This is a genomic window from Xylanibacter muris (assembly GCF_013166605.1).
GTDB lineage: Bacteria > Bacteroidota > Bacteroidia > Bacteroidales > Bacteroidaceae > Prevotella > Prevotella muris.
Map to the genome: position 1 here is coordinate 128,404 of NZ_JABKKF010000003.1, position 18,743 is coordinate 147,146.

The 18,743-nt window shown below is 39.4% G+C and carries 14 protein-coding genes; 13 read left to right on the plus strand and 1 reads right to left on the minus strand.

Annotated elements, in window-relative coordinates; all coding sequences use genetic code 11:
- Window positions 1-4 precede the first annotated feature (4 nt).
- Window positions 5-874 carry a signal peptidase I gene (gene lepB / locus HPS56_RS04590; protein ID WP_172274593.1) on the plus strand — a complete coding sequence of 290 codons (870 nt, stop codon included), beginning with the start codon at window positions 5-7 and terminating at the stop codon, window positions 872-874.
- Between the two features lie 13 nt (window positions 875-887).
- On the plus strand, window positions 888-2,678 hold the full coding sequence (locus tag HPS56_RS04595; protein WP_172274596.1) for an O-antigen ligase family protein: 1,791 nt from the start codon (window positions 888-890) through the stop codon (window positions 2,676-2,678).
- Between the two features lie 1,278 nt (window positions 2,679-3,956).
- On the opposite strand, the gene HPS56_RS04600 is transcribed toward HPS56_RS04595, so the two are convergent.
- A complete protein-coding gene (locus HPS56_RS04600) occupies window positions 3,957-5,324 on the minus strand; it encodes an MATE family efflux transporter (protein WP_172274601.1) in 1,368 nt (455 codons plus the stop codon).
- 514 nt (window positions 5,325-5,838) lie between these two features.
- Here HPS56_RS04600 and HPS56_RS04605 point away from each other — a divergent pair.
- The 11 genes from HPS56_RS04605 to HPS56_RS04655 all read left to right on the plus strand — a co-directional run bounded on the left by HPS56_RS04605 (window position 5,839) and on the right by HPS56_RS04655 (window position 18,743).
- On the plus strand, window positions 5,839-7,047 hold the full coding sequence (locus HPS56_RS04605) for a tyrosine-type recombinase/integrase (RefSeq protein WP_172274604.1): 1,209 nt from the start codon (window positions 5,839-5,841) through the stop codon (window positions 7,045-7,047).
- A gap of 499 nt (window positions 7,048-7,546) precedes the next feature.
- Window positions 7,547-8,533 (plus strand): transcription termination/antitermination NusG family protein, encoded by a 987-nt coding sequence (locus HPS56_RS04610; RefSeq protein WP_172274608.1) that lies wholly within the window; start codon window positions 7,547-7,549, stop codon window positions 8,531-8,533.
- A 7-nt stretch (window positions 8,534-8,540) separates the two neighbouring features.
- Window positions 8,541-9,398, plus strand: a complete 858-nt coding sequence (locus tag HPS56_RS04615) for a hypothetical protein (RefSeq protein ID WP_172274611.1) — start codon at window positions 8,541-8,543, stop codon at window positions 9,396-9,398.
- A gap of 199 nt (window positions 9,399-9,597) precedes the next feature.
- Window positions 9,598-10,929, plus strand: a complete 1,332-nt coding sequence (locus tag HPS56_RS04620; RefSeq protein WP_172274615.1) for an AAA family ATPase — start codon at window positions 9,598-9,600, stop codon at window positions 10,927-10,929.
- Window positions 10,910-11,740: a hypothetical protein gene (locus HPS56_RS04625; protein ID WP_172274617.1), complete on the plus strand. Its 831-nt coding sequence runs from the start codon at window positions 10,910-10,912 to the stop codon at window positions 11,738-11,740. Before HPS56_RS04620 ends, HPS56_RS04625 begins: the two co-directional genes overlap by 20 nt.
- Window positions 11,740-12,618, plus strand: coding sequence for a DUF4145 domain-containing protein (locus HPS56_RS04630; protein ID WP_172274620.1), 879 nt, complete (start codon window positions 11,740-11,742; stop codon window positions 12,616-12,618). Before HPS56_RS04625 ends, HPS56_RS04630 begins: the two co-directional genes overlap by 1 nt.
- Window positions 12,619-13,222: 604 nt before the next feature.
- Entirely contained in the window at window positions 13,223-14,566 is a 1,344-nt protein-coding gene (locus tag HPS56_RS04635; RefSeq protein ID WP_172274623.1) for a Gfo/Idh/MocA family oxidoreductase, read from the plus strand.
- An 11-nt stretch (window positions 14,567-14,577) separates the two neighbouring features.
- Window positions 14,578-15,642 (plus strand): pyridoxal phosphate-dependent aminotransferase, encoded by a 1,065-nt coding sequence (locus tag HPS56_RS04640; RefSeq protein ID WP_172274626.1) that lies wholly within the window; start codon window positions 14,578-14,580, stop codon window positions 15,640-15,642.
- Window positions 15,635-16,294 carry a LicD family protein gene (locus HPS56_RS04645; RefSeq protein WP_172274629.1) on the plus strand — a complete coding sequence of 220 codons (660 nt, stop codon included), beginning with the start codon at window positions 15,635-15,637 and terminating at the stop codon, window positions 16,292-16,294. Before HPS56_RS04640 ends, HPS56_RS04645 begins: the two co-directional genes overlap by 8 nt.
- A gap of 14 nt (window positions 16,295-16,308) precedes the next feature.
- Complete coding sequence (locus tag HPS56_RS04650) at window positions 16,309-17,556, plus strand: oligosaccharide flippase family protein (RefSeq protein WP_172274632.1); 1,248 nt, start codon at window positions 16,309-16,311, stop codon at window positions 17,554-17,556.
- Window positions 17,544-18,743, plus strand: a complete 1,200-nt coding sequence (locus HPS56_RS04655; protein WP_172274635.1) for a hypothetical protein — start codon at window positions 17,544-17,546, stop codon at window positions 18,741-18,743. Before HPS56_RS04650 ends, HPS56_RS04655 begins: the two co-directional genes overlap by 13 nt.

Sequence of the window (18,743 nt, forward strand, 5' to 3'; positions counted from 1 at the left end):
GTTTATGTTGAACAGGATATGTAACACTATATTGCCGACAGTCTTTGGCTGCATTGCGCTTATGGTGCTTTATGGTATTGTACGGATGTTTGCGGCCGACCGTTTCCGCATACCCACAGAATCGATGACACCTACACTTATTCCCGGTGATAACGTGCTTGTGGACAAGACGCTGATAGGAGCGCGGATATACACGGATTTCGGTTTCACTAAGGACGGTGTGCGGCTGCGAAGCGTGCGCATGCGCGGCCGGCGCAAGATAAGACATAATGATATTGTGATATTCAACCGCGCCAACCACTGGCACGCTATAAAGTTTATTATCAACAATGTATATTGCAAGCGTTGTGTGGGGTTGCCCGGTGACACGGTAAGTGTTGTAGGCGGACATTATGTAAACAACAATTATGAAGGTGTGCTCGGGGTGGAGGAGCGGCAGAGGCGTCTTGCGGCTATGCCCGACAGTATATTGAGGAAGCGCAGGGTGTTGAGGGCGTCTCCGAGAGACAAGCATGTGAAGTGGACCATACGCGATTTCGGTCCGATGTATGTGCCGCGGAAGGGCGACCTGATGGAGGTTACGCCTGAAACGGCGACTGTATATAAAGACATATTGGAGTGGGAGATCGGGAAAAAGCTGGATATAGATTGGGAAAGGAACAGGGTTGAGGCCGGCGGCAGGCCGTTTGTCTCTCATGTCTTTCGTCACAACTATTACTTCATGGCCGGCGACAATGTGTTCGATTCCGACGACTCCCGATATATGGGGCCTGTGCCTGAGGAGTATATCGTTGGTATAGTATCGCATATAATCCATTCAAAGAATCCTGAGACAGGGGCGACGAGATGGGACAGGGTGTTGCGTGCTCTATAAGAAAGGACCTATAATGATACGTATGAAAGCGAATGACATGACGATAAAGATAGCAATATCCTTGCAGGCTGTGATGCTTGTTGCCGTATTGTGGCTTACAACGGTGGATGTGGAGAAAAGGTGGAGCTGCGGTGACCTGTGGCTCGCCTCCGCAGTGCCTGTTGTGGCTGTGGTGTCGGCAACGCTTTGTCTGGTCCTTGGCCGCAAGTTGCGTATAAGCATCGCCGATGCGATAGTGACGTTGTGGTGGATATTTGAGAATGTGCTTGTATATGTCGGTTATGGTGTGGTCACCCCTACAGCTTTCATGACCTTTACCGGGTCGGTGCTTCTTTATGTGGCATTGCGGCTGCTTTTCACAGTGAACCATATAGACTGGCGGATAATTGCCGGTGGCATAATGGCGGTTTGCCTGTATCAGTGCTTTTCGGGATTCGCGCAGCTTTTCACCGGCATCAGTCGTCATGCCGTCTATCCCGTTACGGGCTGTTTCCTTAATCCCGGGCCGTATTCAGCGTTTATAACCATTGGTCTTTGTATTGCTTTATGCTGTATGTATAAGGACGGGAAAAAGGAAACGGCGGATGTTCATGCCGGTCATGACGGCATATACGGAAAACTTTTATCTGCATTGTTCAGGCTGTTGGCTGTATCGGTGACAATATGCGGTATGGTTATGTTGCCTGTGACATGGAGCAGGGCGGCCGTGGTGGCTGTTGTTGCCGTGGCGGCTGTTTTATATCGAAGATATTGGTTGCGCTATTGGTTCGCGGTTGTTCCGGTAGTAGCAGCCGCGATGCTGTTGCTGTATCATACAAAATCCGGTTCGGCCGACAGCCGTCTGCTTATGTGGACAGTGTCGCTTGGCTGTATAAAAAGCAACTTCTTGTTTGGCGGCGGTATAGGCAGTTTTCCTTTTGTCTATGGTTTGGGGCGTGCGGATTTTTATGCCGACAATAATTCCGCTTATATAGATGTGGCCGATGTTACAGACAATGCTTTTAATGAGTTTCTTACCCTTTGCGTGGAGCAGGGAACTGTTGGTATGCTGCTTTTTGCCGCTTTGCTGGCAGTGGTGTTCCTGCGTCTGCATGCAAACAGTCGCGCGTTGAAGTATGGTCTGGCTGCATTGCTGGTATTCTCCATGTTCTCCTATCCGTTCCATTGTCTTCCTTACCGCATATTGCTTGCCGTGATATGCGCTTGGGCGGTAAGCATGCCCTCAGGAAAAGGGCTTGTCGGTGGGAAGAGATGTATAATCGCAATTACAGCCGTTGTGTTTACTGTAGGTATGTTGCTGCATGGTGAGACAGGCCGGCGTGTTGAGGCTGCGGACAGTTATAGGCAAATATCAGGTATAGACGTGCGTTACGTTATAGACGACTATTATGAGCTGTTGCCTTACCTTGATGACAATCCTGATTTTCTTTTTTCTTTCGCAAAGGGACTGGCGGAACTTGGACGCTATAATGACAGCAATTGTATGCTCAGACTTGGCACTAAGGTGAGCAACGACCCGATGTTCCTGGTGTGCATGGCGAATAATTACTATAAGATGGGAGAGCCGCACACCGCTTCGGAATATTATATGCATGCGTTTGATATGTTGCCAAACAGAGTATATCCGCTTTATAAACTGATGTTGCTCTATCATGATGAGGGTGATGCTCATAATGCCTATAAGGCGGCCTGTAGTGTGATGGAGTTTAAAGAAAAAGTGTCATCGCCTGCTACAATGTATATGAAAACGAAGGCGAAAGACATTGTTTCAACGGGAAGTATTAATGAATCGATAATTAAATAATCATATTATTGCTTGTACGGTAAAACTCAAGACAGCAATATATATAAATAACAGGGTAAATTCCTGCTGTAGGATTCACCCTGTTTCCTTATTTGATTGTGCGTATTTTTAGTGCAGGTTCCCGATGCTTATTCTCTCTTTATACACCATCTGCTCTGGTACACAACTGCAAACAGTCATCACCTATGAGGCAAGAAACATCTTTATTTTTCCCAATTTCCACATGTCGTTTTTACTCCGTTTAAGACGTGCTGCAAATATATGAATTAAAACGGTTTACACCAAGAAAACAAAAAGATATTTTTTGAGGTGTGTTACATTTCTAAAAATGACAAATATCTAATTGTCAGACACTTGATTAAAAAGCAGGCCTTATTTGGCACTGAAAATGTAACAAAGGATTTCACTGTTTTCTTTGACAGTTTACGAAATATGCTTATTTTTGCACCGTTAACACATCACCCCTGTAGTTCCAGGCCGGCTTGGCCGCTCCAGGTTTGCATTATCTCTGAAAAGACAAAGACATTAAAAACAATGGAAAAACTATCGGCCCTTTGTTTTTTTATATTATTCATTATAGGACGCGGAAACAATGACTGCCACACAAGATTTGCGGGAACAGACTCCATAATAATGATTCCGCATATACGGCGATATCAGATTTCGATACCGCCCATATCAGAAGCGAAAGCGACAGGGCATACCATGACCTGCTGTATACACAACTGCATTTCTGGAAAGACGACAGCTGGACGACAGTGCACGGATTGCGGAAAGCCTCCAAGAAAAAGTCTCATAACATTATTATATATGTATTCCATACTTAAAAACGGCATAAACCGGTCAAAATCTGTAATAAAAAATCATATCTTCTTTTAAGCCTGTCTCCGCAAATCCCCACAAAACTCATAACATACTGATAAACAACATGTTAACAGCTAACAAAAAGTATGCCAAAAATGAACAGGCTATTCTCTCTTAATGAATAGGCCATTCTCCTTCGATGAACATGCTATTCATTAAGCATGAATATGCCATTCATCGAAAGAGAAATTCACCAATACCCAAGATGTAAATAGATTTCAAAAAATCACATTATCCGAAACTTTTTTACCTGACTGCCGGTCTTGACATGTTGGATTTCATCCAACATGGATATACATGCTTTTGGCACGTGACTGACGGGAAAATAATGGTAACATTATAACATCGCAGATTTGTAATGTCCACATCCTCTTCCATAATCTCCCCTTGGGGAGTCGGAAGGGATATTTTACATCACAAAGCCTTCAACTCCCTTATCCTTTTCCTTATGCGGGCAATCAACAGAAAGGCTGCCACGGAAAGGCCGATGATAAAGCCACAATAAAGACCGGCCGGCCCCATGCCAACCACAAACGCAAGCAGATAGCCGACAGGAATGTTGAGCAACCAATATGCCACAACCGCAATAGGCATGATTATCCTGACATCCTGTATGCCACGAAGCACTCCCACAGACACATTCTGCAATCCGTCGGAAAGCTGGAAAAAAGCAGTAAAAACAAACAGGACCGCAGCAATGTCGATAACCTCCGCATTGGATGTGAACAAGGAGGGAATAAAACGGCTGAAGGCAATAAATACCACAGCGGCAAAGGCATTCCATGCCAAAACAAGATGATATGAGGCATTGACAGCCAGCGACAGCCGTTCGAAATCGCGCTGGCCATAACAATGTGAGGTACGGATGGTGGTGGCGGCACCTATAGAAAGCACAATCATAAAAGCACTGTTGCTGAGCGTGCCGGCTATCTGGTTGGCACTCATGGCAACCTTGCCGAACCATCCCATCATAATGCTCGTCCCGATGAATGCGGACGACTCAAGAAACATCTGTGCCGAAATGGGCAGTCCCATGTGCAACAACCGCCTTACGGAACTGGCGGAGAAATTACGCATGGCAAAATATCTCATATAACCGCGATACCGTGAGTGGGCGATAAAATATCCCACCATAAGGAAAGCCGAGATTACGCGCGCAAGAAAAGTGCCGAGGCCGGCTCCCTCCACGCCCATCTCCGCAAACCCCATGTTACCATAGATAAATATCCAGTTGAATACACAGTTTAAGACATTGGCTATAATCGTGACGAGAAGCTCTGCCTTTGTATTGCCGACCCCCTCAAGGAATTGCTTGAAAGCAAAAAACAACATTATGAACGGCATGCTCATAAGAAGCATGCGGTAGTAGGGAATGGCCATGTCGACAACATCAACCGGCTGTCCCATACGGTACATCAGCGGGATAAAGGCATACTGAACCACCGACACTATCACACCGAGCAGCACATAGAACGCTATGCCGTTCTGAAGCAATACGGCCGAACGCCTGTGCTTGCCCTGGACATAACATTCACCGACAAGGGGAGTCAGTCCGAGCGCCACACCGATTGAAGTGAGAAACAGTATCGTGAACACAGATCCGCCAAACGACACGGCGGCGAGGGGCTCGGGAGCGCTGCCGCCATAGTGGCCAACCATAAGGTTGTCGGCAACCTGGGTAAGTATCTGCCCCAACTGTGTCAGCACGACAGGCAATGCCAGCATCAGGTTCTGACGATACTGATCCTTGTATTTCGCAAAGAAAGAAGTAATTGACCGCATATTTTCTTTTCACCTTGATTTAATAAGTCTGTATACCGCAACCATGCCTACAGACACCGAACAGTCTGCAAAGTTAGCACAAAATGCCGAGAAATAAGAATCCGGGCATAGTAATCAGCCGCAAACCCATGTCAGCAAAACAATATCCATATAGATTAGATAACCCTGACTGAAAAAACACGGCATCAAAATACTTATTCCAAATAACGTACATCATTGAAATAGAAAAATATCAAAGAATGGTTGGAATCTGAGGTGACATTGAAGAGACAAATCCAACGGTTTCGATAACAGAATCAGACGTTTATGAAAATGCACACCCAAAAAGTAGGGACGTGCTTTTGGCATGTGTCAGGAGAAAAACAACCACACATTGATTTATTCTACAAACAGAATTTATTCATTGGAAAGTGATTCCCGTTTGACACGTGCCAAAGGCACGTCCCTACCCAGAAAAAGGACAGGATGAAATACTAAATTTACATCTTATTAATTAATAATACAATAAATTCGTATGACAACACTAAAAATGAAAATCCGCCTTTGCCCTGTCAAAGACAGGGAAGGCACATTATGCTATCAGTTGACCCACAAACGCAAGACAAGGCTCATACCCACGGACTACCGTATAATGAAAGACGAATGGGATGAAGTGAAATCAGACATAATAATACCCAACGGCAACAACCGACGGAACATGCTTATACTGATAAGAGACAAGACACGATGGGAAATGACACAGATGGAGCGCATAATAAGGCAGTCCGTTGCAGATTATCCGCAGATTTCCGCCGATTCACTCACAACATCACTTAAACAAGTCAAACCATGCCTGAGCGTAATGGCTTTTACACGCCACATAATAGAAAAGAAATACAGAATGGGGAAAATACGCACTGCCGAGACTTATCTCTCGACACTCAACAGCTTCACACATTTCAGACATGGTGAGGATTTATGCTTCTGCTCGCTCGACACCGACACGATAGACATGTATGAGACTTACATGAAAACCAATGGGCTGACACACAACACGCGCTCATTCTATCTCCGTATACTGAGGGCAATATACAACATGGCAGTGGAAAACGGACTTGCAGACATGTCACCGTCGCCATTCAGACATATATGCACAGGAATGGAAAAAACAACACGGAGAGCCGTGTCACTGTCATATATAAAGAGGATAAAGGCAACGGATTGCCACAAAAAACCATATATGGAACTTGCACGCGACATGTTCATGTTCTCGTTCTATACCCGCGGAATGGCATTCGTAGACATGGCTTATCTCAAGAAAACAGACCTCAAAGACGGTATCCTGACATACCACAGAAAAAAAACAGGACAGAAACTATGCATAAAGTGGAACAGACAAATGAAAGAAATAACAGACCGCTATTCACAGGCAACGGCATCTACAGAATATATGCTGCCGATAATAACACGAAACGACAACGAACGACAACAATACAGAAACGCACAACGACTGATTAACGGGAAACTGAAAACAATAGGAAAAATGGCAGGACTTCCAATACCGCTAACCCTATATGTATCCCGCCACTCGTGGGCAAGCATAGCAAAAGCAATGAACACACCGGTAGGGATAATCAGCGAGGCACTCGGACACAGTTCTGAGAAAACCACACTGACCTATCTTTCCACTCTCGACACGTCTGCCGTAGACATGGTAAATCAAAAAATACTCGAAAAATTATAATGAATCCATCTTGTGGGACAAGAGGGATTGGAAACACTTTATTCTCAGTCTGTTGACGGATATCTCAAAACCTCACTGTTAAAAATAGCTAAGGATTCTATAAGTCTGTAATTTACAAGATTTATTTATGTACCTTTGCATGTTGAAAAGATAAATAATGACAGTATAGAGGAATAGTATTGTTGAAATTCCAATCCCTCTTGTCCCACAAGAGAGATTATTCTGACGTTCAATTGCAAAAAAGAATGGGATTCAACATGGATTTCCTGATATACAGGACAAATCAGTGGCATTGTATGAACAGGAGTAATAAATACCCGCTTGCCAATATATACAAAAGCGGAAAATGCCATAGAGACAGAGTACGACCCTCCGCACTTTTCTGCTGGTGACTCTCTGTTTGTCGGACCGCAGACACCGACCATGCACCCGGAACCGTAATGGTGACCGGGGAAAGAGTGCATTAACAGAGCCACAACACCGTCAAACCTTTTTCATAATGTGCTTTTCCGATATCCATACATCCATACAGCCGGAAAACAGTTATGACTGTGTTCAAGAGGCAACAGGGGAATGGCATGTGCTGCACGTTTGGCCACAACAGCAGGAACGCATCAACAGACAGATTCTATCGTATAAAGACTATAAATTCAAGACATTCATACCAAAACAGAAAAAGAGATCTCCCGACACAGGAAAGTATCACGAACAGGCTTCCGCACTGTTGCCCGACCTTATATTCATACTCGGAGAATATCAGGCTATCAATAACTTTATATACGAGAAATCCATCTCGTGCAGTTTCTATCGCGAGAAATTCAGCCGCAACCCTATAATAGTGCCCACGGAACAGATGGAACGGTTCAGGAAATACTATGAGTTTACAAGCGAAGAAGTGATAGTGTTTAAAAAGAAATACAGTTATTTCGCAAACAAGGATATAATAAGGATGGTGTCCGGCCCGCTCAAGGGATTTGAAGGACGCATATATCAGGTCGGGAAAAACTACAAACTTGTATATGGCATAGGTGAACTTGCCCTGGGTATATCCGACATCGCCCGACACGCATTCATTTATATGGGAAAGACATTGCCCGATAAAAACAGCAAGGTAAGCCTGACGGAACAATACTACGGAATGATAAGCCGCAAGGCAATGCTGCCGGTGGAAGACAATACGAAAACCGAATATATAATGCGTGATTTCGAGAGATGGCTGATGGGAGCGCAGTCGTACATGCCTGAAGACCCGGAAACTGCCGCAACAATATGCTGCACCTTATTGAAGGTTATTGCTGATTTCAAAAGCAGACCCGATTTGCCGGAAGACATGGACTCATGCCGTCTGAAAAGAATTGTATCTGATGTGGACACTTATCTGCATGAGGCTGCCGTATGCAGGGAATACGCCCAAAAGGCATACGCAAAGCTGCGCCGCCGCTCCATATACAGTCCGGAAGGGACATATCCGCTGACACCTCTATAAACGCCTTATGACACAAGACTCATACATTACAACGACATACTCGGACAGCGAACTGCACGACATCGTCTGCGATTATCTGATAATGCAGGAAGACCGTTTCACTTTCTGCGGCATCTGCAACCACATTTTCTGCCATGCCCGCAACGATGACCGCACAAGCGGATGCGTATGCCCGCAAACAGACAATCCACTTACCGCGGAAGAGCAGGCACGCGTGAAAGACGTGTTATGGAAGATGCTGGGCACCAACGATATATATATCGCAGATGCTGACGCGGCAGAAAAAGAGCATGATCTTTTCAACAGTGTGTTTTGCCGGACATATCCTGACGGATACGCAGAAGACATCGTGTCTGCCGACAGCGGACACAACTATGTGCAGGCCCCGGCAGCACACCGCACGGTGTCGCTGTCTGAATGCAACGAAGACCTTGCCGATGCCATAGACAGATGCTTCATAATCCCACGCTCCGCCTGTGACCTGCACACAATAACGCAAAACATCACGGCTTTCTTCCGCAATCTTGAATCGGAATACTACATAGACCGTATAAGGGCTGTCAGAAACCACGCACAGGCATTAGTATACACTCTCGACTGCACGGCATGGCATTACCATACTGAAGCCCATGCCTCCGTTGCCACGGGCATCTGCGACACAGACTATATATGCCGCTTCGCCGGCCGTGAGCTTCTGAGAATCATGGCTTCTCCGGACACTCCGGAAGACGTGCGCCAATACATCATACACGAATCCGGACGCCTTCTCTCCCACCCCTCATTCGCACGCCACAACTTCTTCGACATAAGGAAGTTCGCCACAGAAGTGAGAAACAAGAAAAAAAACGTGCTGGAGACGGTGTGAGCCTGTATCGGCCTCAGATTCGGAATTAGCAGCCTCAAATCCATCAAAATTCAGTTTATATTTTGCAATCTGAATAAAAAACACTACTTTTGTGTCTGTATTTATAAGATTTACAAAGCGTTTCTTTTCCGAAGGACTCAAGTCTTTGTAATAATTATACGACTATACAAAAGTATCTTGACAAGAGTATCATTTTTATATGAGCAAATATATATATTCATTACACGATTTTCATGCAGTAAGAAAAGCTGTCATAAAAATCGATGGCATCACAGTAATCTCTGGTGAGAACGGCTGCGGTAAAAGCACTTTGTCCAAATGGCTGTACTACATTGTAAACGGAGCCGGAAATCTTGATCTATATATATATAACTCTTTGATATATAACATATCCGATATGATACGCCGCCTTAATATGGTGAGACGTGAGATGGAAAGGTTCAACCGAAATGATAACTTTAAAATATTCCATGACGGTGAAACAAGACTTCACCGTCTCTTAGGTGACGACAGTCAGGAGAATATTGACAGTGCAATAACAGTATTTGAAGCGATTCTCGACAAATTTATAAGTATATTGGCCGATTACCTTAAACACCGTCCGTCGGAGGTTGTGAAAGAACGCTTACTAAGATATTTGAACATAGACATACAAGACAACGAATATATAGATGAGAAACTTGAAGAATTTGCCTATCAGCAAATGGAACAGATAAGAGAACTTGTCAACAACTATATAAAAAACAAGAACGAACGGAACAAAACAATTTTCTTTTCACGCATACAATCAGAATATGCAATAAAAGACAAAGCACCGATAAACATCCAGCTCGAAGAAGAAGGAGTAAAACTCTTTAAGAAAAACAATACAGGAACACTATTCAATTTACATAAGGCTATCTACGTAGACACTCCTATGGCCATTTCCGAAGAAATTGCCTACGACAACAAGTTTTGGGAGAACCTTCAGGATCTGATGATGTATCCGAAAGAGAATCATGAACCGTCTGCAGCATCACTCAAAATAGAACGTCGGATAAGCAAGCTTATCAAAGGACAAGTAAAGATAAGTAAAGATGATTTTAATCAGGATGAATTACATTATATCCGCGAAGACGGACTTGACATCAAACTTGATGATGTAGCTACAGGACTGAAATCGTTCTCATATATACAAAGACTTCTTGAAAACGGTTATCTGAACGATACGACCCTTCTACTTATAGACGAACCGGAAGCACATCTGCATCCGCAATGGATTGTGGAATTTGCACGCCTGCTGGTATTGCTGAACAAGGAATTAGGAGTGAAAATAATGATTGCAAGCCATAATCCGGACATGGTTGCTGCAATACAGTCTATAGCAAGAAAAGAAAACACACTCGACACCACAAGATTCTATATTGCAGAAAAAGCGGAAACTCCATACACATACTCATACCGTGATTTGGCACATGAGATAGAAGATATATTCAAATCATTCAACATAGCATACGAGCGGATAGAGCAATATGGAACCACTGGCATTTGACAACGGCATTATCATAAATCATAAATTCTACAGACATTGCGGCAAGACTTTGGATACAGTGTCAAAGAAAGACTATCCCGATGAAGAGTTTTTCGATAAAAGCATCCTATGCCTCGACATGGATGCTTTTGAGACACAAACACACAAAGGAAGCAAAGAGCATACAGTAGATGCCATAATTGGCATAAAAGATTTTTCTAATAACAAATTCCACAGCCACAGACTGTTGCTCATAGAGCTGCGTATTGATTTCGAAAGCGAAAAAAGACTGTCAAAAACTGAGTTGGAGAAGAAAGTATGCCATACAAAGGAACTGCTCGGCAACGACATCGCAATAAATAAAATCAGTTTTTTCGTTTTCAAGCAAGATATAATAAACCGTGTAATAAACTGGTTTAACAACAAATCACAGGAAGGTGGAAATCTGAAATTCTGCAAACCAATATCGACAAAAGAGTTTGGAACATTAATAAAATCAGAAAACAGCTTTCCTTATGTTCCTATTACAGACCTGAAATCATTGGAAAAGACTTTACTCAGCTTCCTTGAACAAAAAGACTATTCCAAATTCATAAACCAAACGGAATACTGGCTGAAAGAAGCTGCCAGGTTCAAACGGCAATACAACAACGAGGAACATCGCCTTATCATGGAAGTCATAACCGGACTATGGCGCAAATTCCGCACCTCATCCCCAATCCTCTCCGATGATGAGAGTATTGATACAGAGATACTTGAAGAGGATTATGAAGCGTTGACGAAGATTACTAACATGCTTGACAACAGGAATAAACCACAATCCAGACATTGATGAAAAAGAAAGAAACGATTGTCTGCTACTGCCACTCATGCAAGCATGACACACGTCATGAAATACTATTCACCGAGAACATGCACAATAGCGATGATGACTATTGGTGGACATGCGACTATTCCATAACAAAATGCTGCGGATGCGGTGACATTACATTTCTCACGGAAACGACAGAGGAAGGCGATATAGAATATGATGAGAACGGCAACAATTATATACCGACAAAATACAAGACATATCCGTTCTCACCGCAAAAAGTGGCCGGACTATCTGATTTATGGTATGTTCCTAACACGATATCAACAGTATACAGAGAAACGATAAAGGCCTTTAACAATGACTGTCATCTATTGGCCGCAACCGGATTCAGAATGATTATAGAGGCCGTATGCACAGAAAACAACATACAAGGCAAGACTCTTGAAGTAAAGATAAACAATCTCTGTAAAAACGACATCATAACAAAACACGACAGAGACCGCCTGCACTCCATACGCTTCATGGGAAACGACTCTGTCCATCAAATGAAAGTGGCTGATATAAACGCACTGCTCTTAGTGAAAGAAATAATAGATATCATGCTCAAGAATATCTATATACTTGCCAAAAAGTGCAGCCACATACTTGAAGGCCCTATCACCACTTTCGAGGATTTCTGCTGCCTGCTTGACGAAGGGCTGCGTACACGCAAAATAGGCGACACCGACATTCTAAAAAACCTTCTTCCGCAAGACAGGAGGCTTATAAAAGAGGACCGGAGTAATTTTGAGATAATCCTCAAAGAAAAGATTGCAGAAGGGAAATATACAAAACTCTCTTTATGCCCTACGCCACTACAGGGAAAGAATCAGCAATATAAGGTGGAGAGCATATAATAAACAAGCTTATTTTTTACAAGTAAGAACTCTAATTAGAGCTTAAACAATAAACGTATACCTTCGCGACTGAAATAAAAACATCAAAATTTATTGCTGTCCAGTAAAACTTTTGCTTCACTATAAAATCTGCCATTTATCTGTGCATTATCAGTGCCGTTAAGCTGCAAGTACGGTCTGCATGGGAGTACCTTGGTAAATTTTATAGTAAGAATTAACGGTTGCAGGGATTTTCAGTTTGCGACCAAATTAAATAGGATTGGCAATATGCCAAAATATTCGATAAATAAGAGCAATCATAAAATTTATTTTAAGATTGCCGAATGCTGAATATTTACCGAATAGTTAATAAACAAGTCAAATTCTAACTCCTTTATAGATGGAAACTTCTGCAAGTGCCCATACAAGGGGCTCTAATTTGAGTACTAACATATTAGTTGGCGACATGCTAATAGTTAATAAATACATTAATTTTCAAAAATTTAATATATAGGAATTAGCAAGAGGACATACAACAAGAGGCATGTTCTTTTGGAGTATTGATTTTTACATATTTTGAATTTGATATAATATGTATTAGTTGTAGAATTTAAGATAGTTTTGCATGAAGAAAGTTATTACATATGGGACTTATGACCTTTTGCATCAGGGACATATTAATCTCTTACGTCGAGCAAAAGAATTAGGAGACTATTTGATAGTTGGAGTTACTAATGATAGTTTTGACAGAGATAGAGGAAAACTTAATGTAAGAAACAACGTATTAGAACGCGTTGAGGCCGTAAAAGCAACAGGGCTTGCAGATAAGATTGTTATAGAAGATTATGTTGGACAGAAAATTGACGATATTCAAAAATATGATGTTGATATATTCGCTATAGGTTCTGATTGGGATGGCAAGTTTGATTATCTCAATGAATTTTGCGAAGTCATTTATTTACCTCGTACGGAAGGCATATCTTCTACAATGCTTCGGGCAGAAAATCAAGATGAAGTAAAAGTTGGTATAATTGGTTGTGGCCGTGTGGCTAAACGTTTTCCTTCAGAAGCAAATGTGGTTAGTGGTATAAAAGTTTGTGCAGCTTATGATATTAACAAGCAAGCCGTTATGAGTATATCAAAAGATAACGAAGACATATGGGCTTATTCCGATATCGATAAATTGTTTAATGCTGTAGATGCTGTATACATAGCAACTCCTCATCTTTCGCACTATGAATATATAAAGAAAGCTTTAAGGGCTAAGAAACATGTACTTTGTGAAACTCCTTTAACATTAGACGGGATACAAGCTAAGGAAATGTATGATTTTGCAGAGAAACAAGATTGTGTATTAATGGAAGCTAACAAAACAGCCCATTGTCCTGCATTCAATCATTTAATAGTGATGATAAAATCAGGATTAATTGGAGAAGTTGTAGATATAGAAGCTTCTCTTTCTCAATTACTGGATAAAAAAGGAAGAGAATTTGAACCAACTCAGGCTGGTGGAGCAATGTATGAGGAAGGGAGCTATCCTTTATTGCCAATAGTTAAACTAATGGGAGTCGATTTTGAGAAACTAACACTCTATTCTCGTTTAGAGAACAACATTGACATATATACTCATGGTGTTTTTCATTATCCACAAGCAACTTGTTCTTTTAAAGTGGGGATAGGCGTTAAGACAGAAGGAAACTTAGTTATATCTGGCACTAAAGGATACGCCTATGTTCCTGCTCCATGGTGGAAAACTGATTATTTCGAATTACGTTACGAAAATCAAAATGATACAAAGAAGTATTTTTATAAATGGGATGGCTTTGGGCTTCGATATGAAATTCAAGAATTTATTAGTTGTATAGTGAATAAACGCTTTTCGTCAGCTCGTTTGCATCGTAAAGAGAGTATTTGGATGGCAAAAGTTATGCAACAATTTAGAGAAAAACAAAATTTTTATCAATTATAAATTATATTAAAATGTTCTATACAAATCCTGTGTTAAAAGACTTGGTCAGAATTTTCGATCAAAATGAGAGAAAAGATTATTTACGTTTGGATTTAAATGAAAACCCAGGAGGACTTCCACAAAATTTTATAAAAGAAGTTTTATCTGATGTTACGCCAAGATTTGTTTCTCAGTATCCTGAAACTCTTCACTTTTCTGAAGTCTTAGCAAAGTTTTTGAATACAGATATTAATCACTTATGCCTTGTAAACGGTTCTTCTGAAGGTATTCGCTATATTATACAAGCATTCACAAATGAGAAAGGGCGAATATTAGGTGTTGTACCTTCTTATTTTATGTTTCAAGTTTACTCAGAAATGTATAATCGTGAGTTTATAAAAATTCCTTATGATGAGGATTTGACAATGAATGTAGATAATATTATTAAGGAGATGACAGATGATACTCAACTTTTAATTCTGTTAAATCCAAACAATCCAATGGGTAATGTATATACAGAGAAAGAATTTGAGAAAATATTGAGAGTTGCACAAGAAAAACAGATAACACTTCTTGTTGATGAAGCTTATCATTATTTTTATGAAGGTACTTTTATAAAATATGCTTTGGAGAATAACCATATTTTTATTACTCGTACTTTTTCTAAGTTATTTTCCATGGCGGGATGCCGTTTAGGATATGTTGTTGGCTGGCCAGAAGGTATTAAGTTAGTACAAAAATTATGTACTCCTCATAATACAAATGCTTTTGCAATGAAGTTTGCCGAAGCAATATTGAAATCACCAAATTTATTAGGCAATTTAATCTTAAACTTTCAGAAAGGTCGTCAGTACTTAATTAATGCTCTTGATGCTCATGGTTACAAGCATAAAGGTGAGGCAGGAAACTTTTTGTTTATCAAACCAAAGACTGATGCGCTGAAAATTGTTGATAATATGAAAATAGAAAAGAAGATATTAATAAAATCTTATCCTGATGTAGGGGATTTTGGTACTTGTCTTCGTGTCTCTATCGGTGAGAAAAAGTATATGGAACAATTTATGAATGCATTATTAGAATTGGATAAAAATGCATAAGACCTTAGATATTAATGGGGAATCATATATTTATGAGCCTGTTGTTTTGTCTTATGGCAAAACAAAGCCGATGTCGTTAGAATCTGGTAAGTTATTGTTGCGTTCTGTTGATGAAATTTTTAGGTCAATAGACCTGCCGTTTTATCTTTGTTATGGCACTCTTTTGGGTGCCATAAGAGAGAAATCGCTGATTAAAAATGACGAAGATTTAGATGTTTTTATAAATAAAGAAAAACTACTTTATAGCAAATTGCCTTTCTTGAAATTAAAAGGATTAGAGTTAATTAGGTATGTGCCAAATATAGTTTATTCTTTTAGAATGAATGATGATGGTTATATTGACGTTTACATTCTTCATGAATTAAAATGGTATAATCCATGGAGCTTTTATTGTTTTTCTTTGGAAAGTAAAATACAGCCTAAAAAATACTTTATGGAGTATGAGCAGATAGATTTTTTGGGTGTAAAATGTATGTGTCCCAAGAATCCTGAAAGCTTATTGGCTTTTTGGTATGGAGATGATTGGCGAACTCCTGTTAATGGGCATAATTTTTGTTATGAAGTAAAAACAGCTTATTATTGGCATAATTTTAAGAACAAAGTTTTAAAAAAACTCATATTCTATGAATATTGGTATAGATTTTTAAAATAGAGTAAAGAAAATAAATGAATGATTTTAGAAAAGTTGTAAATAGTCAATTATTTGCAAATTTTATTTCTTTAGGACTGATTCAAGGCATCAATTATTTACTTCCATTAATAACTATTCCTTTTTTATTTAATCAATTAGGAGTTGAAAAATATGGTTTGGTAAATTTTTCTTTTGCCTTTATCCAATATTTTATAATGATTACAGATTTTGGATATGGTTTGTCAGGTACTAGATATATAGCAGAGTATAGAGAAAATAAGATAAAAATAAATCGTTTTCTAAACTCTGCAACTTTGTCTAGAGGGTGCATGGCGACTCTTTCTTTTTTGGTATTAATAATATGTATGTTTAGTATTCCGAAATTTTCGGAGTATAAATTATTTACTTGCTTATTTTTTGGACAAGTAATAGGAAATGTGTTGAATCCATCTTGGTTTTTTCAAGGAATGGAACGAATGAAGTTTAACACAATATTACATATAACAACCCGGTTAATAAGCATTTTACCTCTTTTTATTGTTATAAGAAATTCTAATGATTATTTATATATTCCAATTTGTTACAGTTCAGGTTCTATTGTTGCCGGATGTTTAAGTTTATATTTGATAAAAAGACAATTTGGTATGAGTTTCTTCTTCACTTCTTTTAAAGAGATTTGGCAGGCTACTCATGATTCTGGCAAATATTTTCTATCTCGATTATCAGTCAGCCTGTTTACTAATACAAATACTTTTATATTAGGATTGGTTTGCGGAAATACTGCTGTAGGCTTTTACTCCTTAGCAGATAAAATCTATGTTGCCCTGAATGCTATTTACGGTCCAATTAATGGAACAATATTCCCGTATATGACAAAAAACAAGAATTTAGCTTTGTTTAAGAAATTTCTTATGTATGGAACTGTATTTAATACGATACTTATCATTTGTTTTTATTGGATTTTTCCATACTTGAGCTCATTTATATTTTCTAATTTCGCTACAGAAAGCATGACTGTATTGACTATATTATTATTTTCTAATCTGGTAAGTTTACCTGCTACATTCCTTGGATATCCATTCCTTGCAGCATGGGGACATCCTGATTACTGTAATTTTAGTTTAGTGGCTTCTTCTATATTCCATCTTGTCGGAATTGGGATTTTGTTTATTTGTGGATTAGTTTCTATTTATAGCGTTGCAATCATGGTTGTTCTATGCGAATTATTCTTATTGTTATTTAGAATATACGGTGTCAGAAAATTCAAATTATGGAGTTTATAAAAATAAAACAGGATAATTCTACCAAATATAGTATATATAGTATTCTATTTGCATCAATAGTTACTGCATTTTTTGGTTATACAGTAAACGCCAACCTCTTTTTTAAATTTATTATTACTTTATTCAGTTGGACTGGCGTATTTTTTTCCATTAAAAGATTTTATTCATTAAAAAGATATTCTCTATTACCAAAAATTACTGCAATCTTTTTATGTCTTATGGTTGTCCAGTCGTTTTTGCACTCTATTTTCAATGGGGAAGTTCATGCTGGAGAAAAAATGGTTGTTATATTAACCAATAAAGTTGCAGTTTTAGACTTGGTTGGAGTTTTTTTCTTAACATGTATATTGGATTTGCATGAGTTGAAATTTTTATTTAAGGCCAGTTTATACTTTGCCATTATATCAATATTCCTTCTGTTATTTAACTTTAATGTTACTGAAGATTCATATTTTTTAGGATATGTCTTGTTGTATACACCCATAATGTTACCTTATATAAAAAAAAGAAACACTATAATACTGCTAGTATCTTATGCTATTTCTGTATTTGCTTTCTTAGGTGGAGGAAGACAAATTGCCCTTCTTTTGTTTTTTGCGATATTAGCGATAGTAGTCCCAAAGTGTTGTAGTAAAAAATATACATTTTATGTATCTTTAATAATCTGTATTTTACCTATACTTTTCTTGTTTTGGAGTTTGTCTAATGTTTCTATTTTTGAATTATTATCAGATAATTATGATTACGATTACGATGACGATATATCAGTTGATACAAGAACTTTTTTGTGGCAAGAATTGGCTGCAGATATGCTTAGGCAAGATTGGCTTACAATATTGTTTGGCAAGGGAGTTCTTGGTTATTATAAATCTGATTTCTTTAGTATGAATTATCGTTTTGGAATAGAAGTTCCTATCTTACAGTGGTTTCTTCAAGCAGGTTTTATTTATATATTTCTATTTACAAGCCTCATATGTTATTCTATTTGGGGGTTATATAAACATGGACGTAACATAATGTGTCAAAGAGCCTCTATATTAATAGCAGGTTTTTATTTAAATTGTTATGTATCTAATCTATTAGGTTGTAATATAGGTATTCTTGGTGTTTGGGTTCTTATCTCAATGGCATTTAATCCCAATATATATAATGCCACAGATTTACAAATAACAAAAAAACTATTTTAA